Genomic DNA, 16,079 nt, shown 5'->3' with positions numbered 1-16,079 from the left:
CCTACATCAATATTGGTTGATGAGAAGCCGCATTATCGCCTTCGCCCAATACCATTACTTCATCAAGACAGATAATCCCATTCATAGCAAGCTCCATTGCTGACGCTAACAGTGGCTTATAATCTGGGTTTTGACGGGCTTTTTGTGAGAATCCAACCGCATCATTTGCTCTTAATGAATCCATCATTGGTTGATCTAATTCTAACAACTCAAACACACCAATACGCCCACGATATCCAGTTAGGTTACAACTTTGACAACCATAGCCTCGTTGAAAAGGTACGGATACTTGATTAGGAAAACGAGTTTGTACCCATTGCTTACGAGGCTCATCAAGCGTATCAACACCAGAACATTCTGGGCACACTTTTTTAACCAATCGTTGTGCTAATACAGCACGAACAGCACTGGCAACAAGATAACCAGGAGCACCCATATCCATCATTCGTAATGCACTATCTATCGAATCATTCGTATGTAAGGTAGATAACACCAAGTGGCCCGTTAATGCGGCACGTAACCCGATCTCTACCGTTTCCTGATCTCGCATCTCACCAATCAAAATAATATCTGGATCTTGACGGAGAAAGGTTCTTAATATTTTTGAAAACGTTAAATCAATTTTACTGTTTACTTGCACTTGATTAATTCGAGGCAAGCGATATTCTACAGGGTCTTCAGCAGTAATGATCTTCTTACTTGGTGTGTTTAGCTCACTAAGTGCCCCATATAGAGTGGTTGTTTTTCCTGAACCAGTTGGCCCTGTAACTAAAATCATCCCATGAGGACGTCGTAACTGTTTACGTAAACGAACTAAAAGGTGATCGGGTAAGCCAGAATATTCTAACTCACGAAGTCCTGACGTTTGATTTAGCAAACGCATTACCACAGATTCACCATACTGCACTGGCATTGTCGATAAACGAATATCAACCGACTGACCACGGGATTTAATATTAAAGCGTCCATCTTGAGGTAGACGTTTTTCTGAAATATCCAAATTCGCCATCAGCTTCAAACGAAGCACCAACGCTGATGCAATATTCACTTCATTTAGTAACGTTTCATGCAATACACCATCAATACGTTGACGCAGACGCAGTACTTTGTCATCGGGTTCAATATGAATATCAGACGCACCAACTTGAATAGCATCTTCAAATAATGAGTTAATGAGTTTTACGACAGTAACTTCGTCATTATCACTACCTGAAATTCCAAAATTAAAATCATTGCTGTCTTGATGCTCTGATTGCAACTGCTCTGCAAAAGAGGCGATTTCTTTGGTTCGACGATAAAAGCGATCGAAGCTATCAACCAACTGTCTTTCTGAAGAAATAACCATTTCAATTTGATATTGCTGTAATTGAGAAAATAGTGCTTCTTGAGCAGAGAGATCGGCAGGATCACTCATTGCAACTCGAATGGTATTACCTTGCTGGCTCAACACTAAAGCTCTCAATCGCCTCGCATGAACTTCAGGTAACAAATGGACAGCAGCAGCATCAATATCCGCTCGATTCAAATCAACTAAAGGCACATCTAATTGTTGAGATAGAAAAGTGAGCATTTGTTTTTCAGATAAAAAACCTAACTGAATTAAGGTCCCACCCAACTTCCTACCTGTTTTTTTCTGTGCTAATAGCGCTTGCTCAATTTGTTCTTCAGTGACAATGTTTTCTTCGACTAATAAATCACCAAGTCTTTTTCTTAACTTAAGACGCATTATTCATTTCCCTTCATTGTCGCTAATAGTTTTATTCTGTCTCTCACGAAAACCAAAGAAGAACGAGACAATCCAGGCTTAATTAACGCGGTTTGATAAGTATCATACGCCTGTTCTGTTTTCGCTTCTCTTTCATAAACAATCGCTAAACCTAGCCACCAACGACCGTTGTCTGGTTCTTTTTTTACTAACATCTGATAGCTTTCATTTGCTAAATCCATCAATTTTAGTTTTTGAGCTAGACCACCACGAGTCGCTAAATAATCCACACTAGCATCCAGAGGTATATATTCTAATACCGACAATGCCGCCTCTGGCTGTTTTTCTTTTTGCAATAAGCTGGCTAAAGCTAAGCGTAAATTAACGCTATCATTATCAAGTTTTATTCCTTGTTGTAATATTGCAGCGGCCTCTGTTACGTCTCGTTTCCCATAAAGTAATGCCGCGAGTTTTTTACGCGACTCTTCATCATTCGGTTGATATTTTAAGACGGTATAATATTCTTTTGTCGCTTCTTTAAAATCCGATCTATCTAGTGCTTTTTTGGCTGCATCACGACTTTTTTGAGCCAACTCAGAAGGCAGCAGTTCCACCTCCTCAACTTGAAACTCTTGGCTTACCTCTTCACGAGGAGTCTTAGGGATTACCGAAGGTTGTTTCGTTGCAGGTAGAGCAACATTGGTATTTGCGGCAATCACCACTGATAACTTGTCGCTATTATCGATATAAATAGCACTCACCTCTTTTGCAGAGCTTTTCTGCGTTGGTGAATTAGCTAAAGCTATTGAAGGTACAGAGAGTGCATCTATTTTTGAAATAGTAGGTATTTCACTACTCGTTGTTAATACAGGACTAACCTCTGCTGAGTTATTTAATGTTGCCCAACCAATAAGAGACAATGAGCTAAGCACACCAATAGCAAAAAAGAACGAAGCTTTAAATCTTGATTCTATATTAGGTACATTTGCTGGAGAAATACTCTTTTTAAACCCCGCGTCAGTGTCTTTCTTTGTAATGTTGAGTAAGGCTTTATTCGTTGCACTCACGATGCTCTCCAACCCCAAAATCTGGGAAAGTAATACTTAGGCTGTATGGTATCGGTTGTGTCTAAAATCGCATTAAATACCGATTTTGAAGACACTATACTTAACTGTTCTGAAAAAGAAATAAGTAGCGATTTATGACATATTTGATTAATGAGTCGCGGTACCCCACTGCTTGCTCGCCAAATAGCCTTCATTTGAGAAAGTGAAAATGGATTACTTAAACAACCAGCCCCCACCATTCGATAATCAATATAAGCTACAGTTTCACTCACATTTAACGGGCGTAACATTGCAGAAAACGTAATCCGCTGTCTGAGTTGACGTAAGTGATATTGTTTTAGCCTTTCATCTAACTCTGGTTGCCCAAACAGGACAATTTGCAATAATTTACAATAATCCGTTTCTAAATTACCGAAGAGACGTAATGTTTCTAATGCTTCATCAGACAAGGCTTGTGCCTCATCAATAAAGACAACTGCTGTTTTTCCTTCTGCATGTAAATCAATCAACTTTTCATGAATACGATCAGTTAACGCAATACCATCCCCACGTTGGTCAAGCCAAAGTTCCTTTGCTAGTGCTTGCCTTAACTCATACCCACTCATGACAGGATTAGGTAAGTAAAGCAATTCAACACTCGGAGGCAATTGACTCATTAACATTCGGCACACGAGTGTTTTTCCTGTCCCGATCTCCCCTGTAACTTTAATAACGCCTTCTCCCATGGAGATTGCAGACAATACCGTCTGAATTGCCTCATAGTGAGGCAATAATCCATGAAAAAGAGAAGTATTTGGCGTTAAAGTAAAAGGAAGTTGCTTTAAACCAAAATGTTGTTCATACATAATTTAACGATTACTCGTCAGGAAACCACTCTTGTAATAAATCACGAGAGCGCTCCAATTCTTCTTGCCATGTATCTACACCAACAACGGTTGGTTTTAATAAAATGACCAATTCTGTCTTTTGGGTTAATTTACTCACATTGCGGAATAGGTGCCCTAAAGCAGGAAGGTCTCCTAAGAATGGAACTTTTGAAACTTGATCTACGGTTTGTGACTTCATCAAACCACCAATGACCACGACATCACCACTTTTCGCTCGAATAACCGAATCAGATTCACGAATTGAACTTTTCGCTAATGGAAGCTCTAAAATCCCAACGTTCTCACCCAAGTTAATCTCTTTTATTTCGTTTTCAACATCGATAACGGATGGGTGCACATGCAACATCACATTACCTTTATCATCAATTTGTGGAGTCACATCTAATGAAATACCAGAGAAGAATGGGGTTAAGGTTACTTCAGGAGAAGCATTTGCATTATCGCCATTACCTATAACACTCGACACATCTGTAACGTAGTATTCATCACGACCAACTTTAATTACCGCTTTTTGATTATTAGCCGCAGTAACGCGAGGGCTTGAAAGTACATTTAAATCGCCTTGTGTATCCATAAAGCTCAAAACTGCACTAAAATTTCCGTCAGAAACAGTTACATTAGTTTGCCCACCCAATAAAGTTCCGATGGCATCCATACCAGGTAATACCGCTGAGCTTGCTAGTTTATCAACCACAACATCTGTTCCACCAATAGAAGCCGTTAAATTAGACCAATTAATGCCTTGTTGATAACCATCGCTTAATGTCACTTCTAACAACTTAGCTTCTAAAATAACCTGTCGTTGCAAACGCTTATGAGACGTACCTAAAAATTGTTTAACTTTACGTAGTTCATCAGGAGAAGCTGTAATAGTAAGCACTCCTGCTTGTGGCGAAGCTACGACACTTCGTCCTGAACCACTTCCAATCATAACAGAAACGGCATTCTCTAATTCTTTCCAGAAGTCACTTTCGCTCGTAGTTTCAATCTCGGTTCCACCCGTAGCTGATGAGGATGAAGACGAACTATTATTAGAGTTTGAATTATCACTACCACTCGAATTACTATCAGAATTTGTAATTGATCCCGTGGTAATCGTAGTTAAAGAACGCCCTTTACGAGTTAATTGTAAATAGTCGATAGGGATAGTTTCAGTTCTAATCGTTGCCGGGTAGATTTGCAGGATTTTACCTGATTTAATGATTTCGTAGCCGTATAAATCTTCAACAGAAGACAGCACATCATCCAATGTCGCGTCATTTACATTCATCGTTATGCGCCCTGAAACATCAGGATGAATAACAACACTATATTCTGTGCCTTTAATTAAGCTGGTAAAGAAGGCTGTAGCATTAACGCCATTCGCTTTCACTCTAAAACGTTTAACTGGTTCTTCAACCTCAACATTTGGAGAACTTAAGTCTGGCATTAAATCAGCCTGAACCGAAGCGGGCAGTTCTGTTAATAATTGACCGCCATTTTCATTAATCGATTTATCTAAGGTCTGTTTAATTTCAACAGGATCACGGTGGCCCATAGAGCACCCCGCTAATGACGCTACCATGAATCCAATGATGACATTACGTACTTTCATTACTGCTAACCTTAATTCTTAATATCTTGTGAAAATAGGGAAAGTTGCCATTTCTTACCAGAACGACCAATCGAAACGCTTTCTTCGTTAATAGCTAACAAGGTATACCCAGATATTTTGTCACCTTTTATCATTGATTTATCGTCTAACACTGCGTTACAGTCAGATTCACTACTGCAGCTGATTGCTTGTAAAGAAGGGAAATATTGACGTTTTTTTATTACTTTCTTTTTTACTGGTTCAGGTTGAAACCAACTTAATGGCTCAGTAGGATCATGTCCAACAACGGCTTCTGACGCACTAATAGATGCAGAGAACAGTACGACCATTAAAAATAAATGCTTCATATTAACCGCCAATAAACCCTTTACGAGAACCCAACGTATACACTTCAATAGTCAATTCAGCCACTGGGTACTCAACGACTTGATAGCGAAAGTTTCGCCAATAATATTTCACTGACAACGCTTCTAAATTAGAAAGGTATGTTTCTATATCGAAATAGTTACCAGACAAGACCAATTTAACTGGATGAATGTAATAACCTGCATTATTGTTTTCATCTAATAGCCTTTCTGAAGGCAATGTCGTCATCGATTTTAAGGTTAATTTTGATGATTTCTGCAATACTGTTTCTAGTAGTTGAGCCATCTGACTCGGTGAAACCAAAGCAGCAACTCGAGTTGATAGTAATTGAGCTAAATCTTGGCTATCAAGGGTCAATTCCTGATATTGCTTATCAATTGCTACATTTGGGTCTTTTTGCAATCTAAACTGCGCTAATTCAATTTGTTGCTTCAAAGACGTAATTGAACTCGTTAAACGATTTACCTCTCGTTGCGCCTGCTGATGTTGTTCTATTTTCGGTTCGATAATAACAGTCAATGAAATAAAAATTACCGCGACCCAACCAACCAGAGTAATTAATATTTTCTCTCGTTGTGATAATGCAGAAAATGCCTCTTTGGCTTTAGTCCAATATTCCATTACTTATCCTCTGCTGTCTTAGTGTTTAAAATAAACGACACCAGCCCTTCCTCATCTGTTTTTATTTCTAGCTGATCGAATGTACGACCAACTAAATGTAATTCGTTTTCAAAGCTCTTAATCCAATTAGGAACAACATCGGGAGTTCGTGCAAACCCTGTAAAGTTCACATCATCGCCTGAAATATAGATCTTAGTTAATGAGATGTTCCCTTTACCTAATTGGGTTAAACTACTCATCACGCCTGAATAACCTATTTGCATACCTTCATCAAAATTATCTATAACTTTTAATGACGCTTTTTTAGATTGAATATCTTCTTGCAAACGCTTAATTGCGGCTAATTTTGCAGCCGAAGGTTTATGGCTTTCGAGCTTTTTATTTAACGTTGATAATTCTTGTCGGTAACCATTCTCTTCTGATGTTAATTGAGAAATATGACTCTCTAACTGATTTAGCTGCCATTGATAATACCCAAGAAATAGACCAGTAAAAATAAGGCCTATTCCCCAGCTAACAATTACATTCTTCAATGAAAAATAGTCAACTTGAGGTTTTAACTTATCATTATATAAATTAATGTTTGGTTGATTAAATAAACCAAGCCAACTTAATAATTCACCGGCTCGAAATACTCTAGGATCCTCAAGTAATAAAGAGGCAACTTGCACACCTAATCGTTTCTGTAGCTCTGAAACAAGAAGAGAGTCATCTTCATCATCACAACGAACATATAAATGATTAATATTGAGACTATGCAATTGAGCACTTAAATAATCTAACGAACGCTGTAACTCTAGAGCTAAGCTATCAAATTGAAAACTATTTTCTAAATCACCAGTTAAAGGCGGCATAATTCCACGCAAAGAACGGTTAAGATATAAACGCTTCTCATTAAAAGCTAATAACTTAAATTCCGCAGCTTTACTGTATGTAAGTAACATGAAGCTACTTTCATCTTTTTTAGAATGACTCCACACCAATTCATCCGGCGTGATATTACCAACCTGAATAGAAAAAGATTGTAATAAATCAATCAATGTTTTAATTATCACTAATTGAGAGATATACACCTGCATTTTACCATTCGATGTTTCTACACCATCAGCTACTATATCGGCAACACGATCTGAAATAAGATCTTTAACTAAGAAAGGTAATGCACCCGTTAATTCTTCTTTAGGCAAATTAGGGTTATCAATTTGAAAAGATTGATATAGATGAGAGCCAATAATAATATTTACTTTGCAATCAGAAAGAGCCATTTTTTGGCACGCTTCAATAAGCCCTTCTTTCCATTCATTAGATTGATCTATCGGCGTAAAATGTTGCTCTTTAAGTTCATTTTCATTATCGCTTTTGGCAATATAAATACCACCTTGTAGTATCACGATAGATGTAGTGACTTTCACTGAACGAGAGAATTTCAGTTTTTTAAATACACCCATAATATTCATTTATTGTTCAACTCTCATCTCTTACTTTATTAACAACACTCTCAAAAGAGCTACACCATACGCAATAGTACAACATTCTATTCTTTTCGGGTATGGGATTATCTATAAAATGAGAGACATTCTACTTCCCCCAGCGATTTCGTCTCTTTGGAATGGATATTTTTTCTTGGTGGTGAAATAACGCTGTTTCTGCTTCAAAAACACGTCCTTGTCCTCCCTCTACACCAAGCTCTTTCAATAGTTTTAATTCTTTTTCGTTCTCAACCCCAACGGAAAGAACTTCCGCGCCAGTGTTTTCACACGCCCCTAAAAGACTACGTACAAATAATTGATTTTCATAACGTTGATAGATGTCCTTCATTAAACTACGATGAAGTTTAATGTAATCAACATTTAGATCTTTAATATAATGTGTACTTACAATAGTTCTACCGGCTTGCTCTACAACTAACTGGCACCCAAAACTTTTTAATAGCCTTGCAATTGGTCTAACCGCATCTAAATAAGTCACAACTTGCCCCTCAACTAATTCAAAGCTCAAACGTTTGAGTTGAACTCTTGGGGTTTGTAATAAACGGTTTCTTAGTTGTCGTACGAATGCTGGAGTTTGTAAACTCTTTACCTGTAGATGTACTGAAAATGAATATTGAGAGAAGTCAGGGTCACTTAATAAAGGAAATACTTGCTTCAATACTGCACTATCTAATTTTACCTGATAGCCAACTTGTTTAATGGCAGGTAAGAATCGGGACGCTTTTATCTGGACGCCATTTTCATCTCTAATACGAGAAAATATTTCTAAGTGAAGTAGGTCAAGTCCATTACCTTTAAATAAAAAGGTAGGCTGCTTATAAAGAAGTAGTTGCTCTTGCTCAAAAATAGCATCAAATAATGTTCTCCAACGAACGCTACCCAAACTTTCGGTAAGCTGTTGCTGTTTTTTAAATAAAGACCAACTATTATTATTTTGCAACAGTGCACTACGATGAGCCATATCAAGCTCATCCATTAATCGGCCTCTTCCTTCACCACTCACATACATATTAACCCCGATGTGACACCAATTATCACCATTTAAACTCTTGGGTGGTATTATTTTTTCAACAACTTTTAAACACTGAGAAGCTATTATTTTAGCTTCCTTTAATGATTGCTGAGGAATAAGTAAAGCAAAGTCAGAACGGTAATAACGAGAAAGAACACCATCACTATAACGCTGAATAATATTATTCAATTGCTTACCAATCTCAACAATCAAATCATCCGCAACAGCTTTACCTTGCTCTTCAATTAGATCATCCCAACCATTAATTCGTAAAAGTAAAAGAACACCTTGGCTTTGCGATTCCTGTAACGTTGACTCTAATTTACTATCAAATAATACTCGATTAGCAGAGCCCGTTAATTTATCTAAAAAAGTATGCGTCCGTATGAAGGTATCAAAACGACTGCGCTCCTTTCGTGCATCTTTTAACTCAGCAATAATTGAGTCCAATGCTAAACTAGCCGTTGCTGGCCACTCTTCCTCACTCCCCACAGAATACTCATCCAATCTTCCGGCAAGTAACATTCTTCCACGCTCTTCCAGTAATTCAGAACCGTGAAGCTGCTTTCTTAACCAAACAACTCCCCATAATAATGAAACAATGATGACTGCGATCGCAGCGGTAATCGAAAATAATGCACCTAAAGAGTAAGTAAACGCACTATAAGGAGGTAGAGATTTAAAGCCAATCGAATAGCCTTTATTTATCTGAAGAGGTAAGGTTTTTTGATATAAAAGGTTATCATCAGGCATCATAGATAACGTTTGAAATGAATAGACTGGCCCCGTAGGTGAAGAAAGCTCCATACTTACAACACTGCTAGCTTTGAGTAGCTTTGGTAACCATTTAGCCATTGATTTCGCTTCTTCAGGAGCGGCTAACTCTTCATCAACAACTTTAACCACACCAGCAAGGTAGTGCTCTAGATATTCATTACCAATTTGCTTAAAAGAAACTGCCCCACCAATAAATAAAATAAATATAGCAGCAGAAACCATTAAGGTAACAAATGAAATAAGACGATTACTTAAACGTAAACTAGGAGTTTTTCTCATTAAACTCTTCTTCCTTGAAGCAAATAGATTGTAGATCGTAATACAGTTCTAAATATAATTTTTAGAACTATCTCTAAATACACATTAGATATGATACAAATATTTTACCTATATCTCTATAGAGTGAATCACCTTAATAACATAAGCCTATTAGAAATAAGCAATGAGTTAATAATTGAATACAAACAAAAAAACCTCGAAAATTCGAGGTTTTTATAACAATACGTTTAATCCTTAAACAGGATCTAGAACGGAATATCGTCATCAAAATCCATTGGAGGCTCATTGTATTGAGGTTGAGCAGCTTGTGGAGCTTGTTGTTGAGGAGCTTGTTGCTGCTGCGGTGCAAAATTATTTTGCTGAGCAGGCTGTTGAGGTTGACCCCAATTACCTTGCTGCTGTTGACCACCAGCAGGAGCACCCTGACCACGACCACCAAGCATTTGCATTACACCATTAAAGCCTTGAACAACAACTTCTGTTGTAAAACGATCTTGTCCGTTTTGGTCTTGCCATTTACGTGTTTGAAGTTGACCTTCTACATAAACTTGAGAACCTTTACGTAAATATTCACCAGCAACTTCAGCCAACTTTCCAAACAAAGACACACGGTGCCATTCTGTTTTTTCACGTTGTTCACCAGTTGCTTTATCACGCCATGATTCAGACGTTGCAATTGTAATATTTGCTACCGCACCACCACTTGGCATGTAACGGATTTCAGGATCTTGCCCTAAGTTACCAACAAGAATAACTTTATTAATACCACGGCTGGCCATAGTTTGCTCCAGAGATTAGGGTGAACATGATGTCACCCGATTTAATATAAAATGATCTTCAGTCTAACACGTTCATAGTAATTTCTGATAGTCCTAAACTTAGGTTCCTTTCTATAACGTCCTAAAATAGAAGAAGCTTTGCTGTACACCTCACGACTTAACCATTTAAAAAATGCAGATAAGTCAGATATATGAGATATCTACCACAAATAAAAGTAGATACACTGTCACTTTTTTGACGGTAAATTAACTTAATATAAATTTCTACTCATATAATGTTAAAACTAACTTAAAGTTCTTGGAGTGGTATGAAACAGCAAAATCTACAAGTGATAAATAATAGCTATCGCACCTTAATCAAGGCTTTTGATTTTATTGCAATAAATGCTTTGCTTACGTCTATACTTTCATTTCATGGATTGACAGAAACGGCCATTGATCTATCTGCAGGTTTATTATTCTCAACAATCTACCTACTACTCAGTGAATACTTAGGTCTATATATAATTGACACAAAAAAACACCTTATAAAATACCTTTTAAAGTAATTACTATCTCTAGGTCTAGCTATCATTATTTACTCTATGCTCAAACTCCGACTTCTAGACTTAGAAGGTATAGAGATTAGTAACCTATCCCCTAGTATTAACCTTCAATTGTACGCAATTACATTCATCATTCTTTCAGTTTCTCGAATAGTTTGTACTCTTTCATATTACACCTTTATTTTACCCAATCTAAGAGTAAGAAATATTGCAATTATAGGGTTGACCCCGGCTGGCCTTTCCATTGAAAAAGCTTTGATAGAGAAATATAAAAACCAAAAAATAAACATCGAGTTTTATGACGATCGCTCAAATTATCGCTTCAGCTATATAGCAAAGAGTTCCTATACAGGAAAAGTATCCACACTTATAGATAAAGTGAAAAACAATCTAATCGACGATGTTTATATTGCCCTTCCTATGGTGGCAAAAGACAGAATCAAAGACGCAATACTTCAATTATCTAACTCTACCGTTGATGCTTATATTGTTCCTGATTTATACACTTATAAACTGAGCGTCTCTCAAATAGCTCGAATTGGTAACGTTCATACATTTAGCATTTTTAGTTCACCATTTGAAGGCCTAGGAGCGCTAACAAAGCGCATTGAAGATACCGTTATTGGTTCGCTTATTACCTTGCTGATTTTACCCGTACTTTGCATTGTGGCTTTAGGTGTGAGACTGAGTTCACCAGGCCCTATTTTATTTAAACAAGATCGTTATGGATTAGGCGGAAAAAAAATTAAAGTATGGAAATTCCGTTCAATGAAAGTAATGGAGAACTCAGAGATTGTTACCCAAGCAACGAAAAATGATCCACGAGTCACGCGTTTTGGTAGCTTTATCCGTCGCACTTCGCTAGATGAACTTCCTCAATTTATTAATGTATTGCAAGGCGATATGTCCATTGTTGGCCCTAGACCTCACGCTGTTTCTCACAATGAGGAATATCGTGTCTTAGTCGACAATTACATGGTAAGACATAAAATTAAACCAGGGATAACAGGATTAGCTCAAATAAATGGTTACCGCGGAGAAACCGATACGTTAGATAAAATGGAAAAACGAGTGGAGTATGATATTAAATATCTACAAAACTGGACATTATCTCTTGATATTAAAATTATATTTTTGACCGTATTTAAAGGATTTGTAAGTGATACTGCTTACTAAACCAACCATTACAGCGCATTTATTATTGCTTAGTTTACCCTTTCTGAGCAGTACTGCTTATGCAAATTTAACCCCAAAACCGCATATTGGCCCTGCTGGTATTGAGTTTCAAAGTAGTTTAGATCTTGATTATGGTTATGATGATAATGTAAATTTTCAATCAGAAAAAACGCCTAATATAGAATCTGATTTTTTTAATGTAAAACCTTTGCTTCAATTAAAAGGGGTTCGTGGGGCGGATATTTATACCCTCCAATATTTAGGCGATTATCGCCAATACCAAAAAGACAGTACCTCTGATAATTACGACGATCATACAATTAGATTTATAGGAGCTTGGAAAAAGGGCTTTAATAATGACTTATTGTTTACGATTGAAAATAAACTTGGCCATGAAAATCGTGGGGAAGGTTTAACTGAAGGTTTCATTAACCAGGAAGGCTTAGTTGACAACAACGGTAATCCAGTTGCAAGCTTTAATAAATATGGTATCGATAATGTATTAAAAACAAACATGTTTAATACAGAGCTTCGTTATAGTATCGACAAGCAAGACAGTATTGGCAAATTAAGCTTTGCCGTTCAATATAAAGATTTTAACTATGATGATAGAAGTAGTAACGATATCCATCAACATAACTTCAACCAATACATAAAAGACCAAAATTGGGATCAAACAACGTTTACCGTAGAATTATTTGATCAGGCTTCAAGTCGCACTCGATTTCGTTACTCAATAATAAGTAACCTACGAGATTATGACGAAGATACTCAAAAAAATACCAATGAGACCTTTTTTGTTGCAGGAATAAAAACCCAGCAAACCGGAAAAACGACAATTGATGCCAATATTGCTTGGTTATATAAGACCTTCCCAAACCAACCTGACTCTGAAGATTTTCGAGGGTTAAATTGGGATATAGACTTAGCTTGGAGCCCGGTAAGATATTCAACCTTTCACTTATTTACAGATCAAAGTGTAGAAGATCCAACCGAAATTGGAGGCTATGTTTTAAAGACTAAGTATGGGACACGCTGGCAACATTTTGGGTGGTCTAATAGACTCTCAACTGAATTAGGTTTTAATTATGAAATCAGTGCAGATAAAAATCAAGATGATGGAAAAACGACCACAACAACCGATATTATCGCAAAATTAACGTACAAATTTAGACCATCAATTATACTAGAGTTAAGCTATCAGCAATTAATTAATGAGTCAGATAAAGAATTCGATGATTTTGAAATCAACGATTCCGCAGAAACCATAATACAAACACTAGGCTACGACAAATCCATTATTATGTTTACAACTAAAGTGCAGATTTAGATGAAATCCCTCTTTATATCTTTTTGCTTATTCATCTCAGTGCTCTCTCACGCTTATGCATCAGACGCGCCATTACCTATAAATACAGAAAACCAGAAGTCAGAAAATACGATTCCAAAAGATGAATTAGACTACGTTTTAGGTGCTGGGGATAGCATTGATATATCTGTCTTCAAAGAACCAGAAATGAGCTTACAGTTAAAAATTCATCGTGGTGGATTTGTAAACTTTCCTTACATTGGTGATATACAACTTATAGGAAGAACACCAGCACAAGTTGAAAAAGACATTGAACTCAAGCTTGAAGATGGTTACATCGTACAGCCTATGGTTACCGTCAGTATAGAAGCATTTAGAAAGTTCTTTATTAGTGGCGAAGTTGCCAACCCTAATGGATATGAATTTCAACCTGGGTTAACTGTAGAGCAAGCAATAGCGATGGCCGGTGGTTTTACTGACCGCTCAGATAGAGATGGTATAAATATTCGGTTAGCAGCAACAAATGAATTAATTGAAAATGTGGGTCCAACCTATCCAATAGGTCCGGGTGATGTTGTTATTATTGAACAGAGTTTTTTCTAAATTATGGCACAATCAATTATAGAAAATGGAAAAAAGTTAGAAAGCACAATTGATTTTTCTAACTTTTTAAAAGAGTTTAAGAAGTACCGCTTACGAGTTCTACTTATTGTTTTGACAGTAACTCTTGTTGCTTTACCATTAATTTACTCAATGACGCCTCAATATTCTGCAACTGCAACTCTCATATTAAAAGCAAAGTCAGATAACTCAACTCCGATTGATCAAGTCGAAGATTTTGACGCAACTCAAGCTGAATACTACCCAACTCAAATTGAAGTTATTCAATCAAAGCAAGTGATAGAAGAGGCAGTTCTAAAGTTAAATTTACAAGACGATCCGCTATTTGAAATCAAAAAAACAGAAAAAAACATTTCAGAAAAAGAGCATATACAACAAATAGTAAAGAGCATCAGTAAAACCCTCTCCGTCACTCCGATTCGCTTTAGTCAATTGGTGAAAATTTCTTATGAATCAAAATCCCCAAAGATGTCAGCTGAAGTAGCAAATGCCATAGTTGAAGCTTATATTAATCTAGAAGAAAAACGCAAAGTAGAGAAAACGAAGCAAGCTCAAGAGTGGAATACTATTCGCATGAAAGAGCTAAAAGAAAAAATCAAGCAGCAAAAAAGCGACATAGAAAAATTTCTTAGCGAACATGGCTTATTAACTTATCAAGGTATTGATGGTTTTGAAACAGAGCAATTAGCCTTAGTCAATGATCGTTTAGCGACAGCAAAAGAAAAACGAATCACAGCAAAAGCAAACTACAACACTGTGAGTGAGGCACTTGGATATTCTCTTGATGATGTTGCAACCCTACCTTCGATTTCTAATCATGCTCAATTACAAGATTTACGTATTGCACTTATTCAAGCAAGACGTAGCTTATTTGATCTACAAAAGAAATATGGCCCAAAGAACCCACTAATTTTAGAAGCTAAAGCTCAAATTAATGCTATCGAATTGCAAACTACTTCGCTATTAAAAGAGCTTAAAACTGGATTATATAAAGAATATCAAGCGTCAATAGAGCGAGAAAATAAATACAAAGCTTTACTTAATGAACAAAGAAAAAATTTCACAAAGCTAGCTGCTCAAAAAGACACCTACAATACAATGAAAGCGGATTTAGATAAGACGCAAGAGTTGTATGAAAAAATATTTTCGCGTAGTAAGGAGCAAGAATTAACCGTCCAGTATCGAGAACCAACAGCGACATTATTAGACTCTGCAACTATACCTAACAAGCCAAGCAAACCAAATAAAACTTTATTTATCATCATGATATTCATGATGACATTTATTATCAGCTTATTATTTATAATAATTAAATCAGCATTAAATAAATCAATAAATAATTTAACGCAAGTTAGAACTCGTTTAGGCCTCAATGCAATCGGAGAGCTCCTTCCATTCAACTATATTGAAGAAATTTCTCTATTCTCTAAAGGTTTCTTTGCTAACTCTTACTCTGGAGAGACTGTCCATGCAATTAGAACCAGTATTTTATTAAATGACAAACCTTGGCCGACTATTGGTTTGGTCTCAACTAATTCTAACGAAAGCAATGAGTTAAGCAGCTACCTTCTTGCTCTATCTTTATCGCAAGACCGTTCAACACTATTAATAGATTTAGACTTTAGGAAGGATAACTCTCTCACAGAAGAACTGTTAATGACTCAACCTTTAAGTGAACAACTAAGTTCACCTAACGAAGAAGAGAGTAATTCAGAGGTATTACCTATATTAACTGTCATGGGAATGGCTGAAGTACTCGAAAAAATCACCCAATTAATGATTGTATAATTTCATTAGCAAATAATTTATCGTTCTTGCCACGTGGTACCTTGACTTCTGCTCCCCTGCTTA

12 protein-coding genes and 1 pseudogene are annotated in these 16,079 nt (G+C 36.7%); 4 read left to right on the top strand and 9 right to left on the bottom strand.

The features are described from left to right. Position 1 precedes the first annotated feature (1 nt). The 9 genes from BTO22_RS01110 to BTO22_RS01070 all read right to left on the bottom strand — a co-directional run bounded on the left by BTO22_RS01110 (position 2) and on the right by BTO22_RS01070 (position 10,577). The gene (locus BTO22_RS01110; RefSeq protein WP_105053942.1) at positions 2 to 1,726 is read right to left on the bottom strand and encodes a GspE/PulE family protein; all 1,725 of its coding nucleotides are present in this window, start codon (positions 1,724 to 1,726) and stop codon (positions 2 to 4) included. Continuing rightward, on the bottom strand, positions 1,726 to 2,772 hold the full coding sequence (locus BTO22_RS01105) for a tetratricopeptide repeat protein (protein WP_181044532.1): 1,047 nt from the start codon (positions 2,770 to 2,772) through the stop codon (positions 1,726 to 1,728). Before BTO22_RS01105 ends, BTO22_RS01110 begins: the two co-directional genes overlap by 1 nt. Continuing rightward, entirely contained in the window at positions 2,769 to 3,617 is an 849-nt protein-coding gene (locus tag BTO22_RS01100; RefSeq protein WP_105053940.1) for an ExeA family protein, read from the bottom strand. The genes BTO22_RS01105 and BTO22_RS01100 overlap by 4 nt, the downstream gene beginning before the upstream one ends. 10 nt (positions 3,618 to 3,627) lie before the next feature. Continuing rightward, positions 3,628 to 5,253 (bottom strand): pilus (MSHA type) biogenesis protein MshL, encoded by a 1,626-nt coding sequence (gene mshL, locus BTO22_RS01095; RefSeq protein WP_105053939.1) that lies wholly within the window; start codon positions 5,251 to 5,253, stop codon positions 3,628 to 3,630. An 11-nt stretch (positions 5,254 to 5,264) separates the two neighbouring features. Beyond that, complete coding sequence (locus BTO22_RS01090) at positions 5,265 to 5,600, bottom strand: type IV pilus, mannose-sensitive hemagglutinin D (MSHK) (protein ID WP_105053938.1); 336 nt, start codon at positions 5,598 to 5,600, stop codon at positions 5,265 to 5,267. A gap of 1 nt (position 5,601) precedes the next feature. Beyond that, a complete protein-coding gene (gspM, locus tag BTO22_RS01085; protein ID WP_105053937.1) occupies positions 5,602 to 6,240 on the bottom strand; it encodes a type II secretion system protein GspM in 639 nt (212 codons plus the stop codon). Continuing rightward, positions 6,240 to 7,688 carry an MSHA biogenesis protein MshI gene (locus tag BTO22_RS01080; protein ID WP_258132409.1) on the bottom strand — a complete coding sequence of 483 codons (1,449 nt, stop codon included), beginning with the start codon at positions 7,686 to 7,688 and terminating at the stop codon, positions 6,240 to 6,242. Before BTO22_RS01080 ends, gspM begins: the two co-directional genes overlap by 1 nt. A gap of 130 nt (positions 7,689 to 7,818) precedes the next feature. Next, positions 7,819 to 9,798 carry an RNase E specificity factor CsrD gene (gene csrD / locus BTO22_RS01075; RefSeq protein ID WP_105053935.1) on the bottom strand — a complete coding sequence of 660 codons (1,980 nt, stop codon included), beginning with the start codon at positions 9,796 to 9,798 and terminating at the stop codon, positions 7,819 to 7,821. A gap of 245 nt (positions 9,799 to 10,043) precedes the next feature. Continuing rightward, a complete protein-coding gene (locus BTO22_RS01070; protein ID WP_105053934.1) occupies positions 10,044 to 10,577 on the bottom strand; it encodes a single-stranded DNA-binding protein in 534 nt (177 codons plus the stop codon). A 308-nt stretch (positions 10,578 to 10,885) separates the two neighbouring features. Between BTO22_RS01070 and BTO22_RS01065 the strand changes: the two are divergent. The 4 genes and pseudogenes from BTO22_RS01065 (at position 10,886) to BTO22_RS01050 (ending at position 16,016) form a co-directional block, all read left to right on the top strand. Then, positions 10,886 to 12,298 (top strand): annotated as a pseudogene (locus BTO22_RS01065) (undecaprenyl-phosphate glucose phosphotransferase). Continuing rightward, positions 12,282 to 13,628, top strand: coding sequence for an outer membrane beta-barrel protein (locus BTO22_RS01060; protein ID WP_105053933.1), 1,347 nt, complete (start codon positions 12,282 to 12,284; stop codon positions 13,626 to 13,628). The pseudogene BTO22_RS01065 and the gene BTO22_RS01060 overlap by 17 nt, the downstream one beginning before the upstream one ends. Beyond that, complete coding sequence (locus tag BTO22_RS01055; RefSeq protein WP_105053932.1) at positions 13,629 to 14,210, top strand: polysaccharide biosynthesis/export family protein; 582 nt, start codon at positions 13,629 to 13,631, stop codon at positions 14,208 to 14,210. It begins immediately after the preceding gene. 3 nt (positions 14,211 to 14,213) lie between these two features. Continuing rightward, on the top strand, positions 14,214 to 16,016 hold the full coding sequence (locus BTO22_RS01050; protein WP_258132408.1) for a GumC family protein: 1,803 nt from the start codon (positions 14,214 to 14,216) through the stop codon (positions 16,014 to 16,016). Positions 16,017 to 16,079: the final 63 nt, after the last annotated feature.

It is taken from the genome of Aliivibrio sifiae, from assembly GCF_002954705.1.
Lineage (GTDB): Bacteria > Pseudomonadota > Gammaproteobacteria > Enterobacterales > Vibrionaceae > Aliivibrio > Aliivibrio sifiae_A.
Note: the sequence above shows the minus strand (reverse complement) of the source record. Positions and strands in the feature narration are given on the sequence as shown.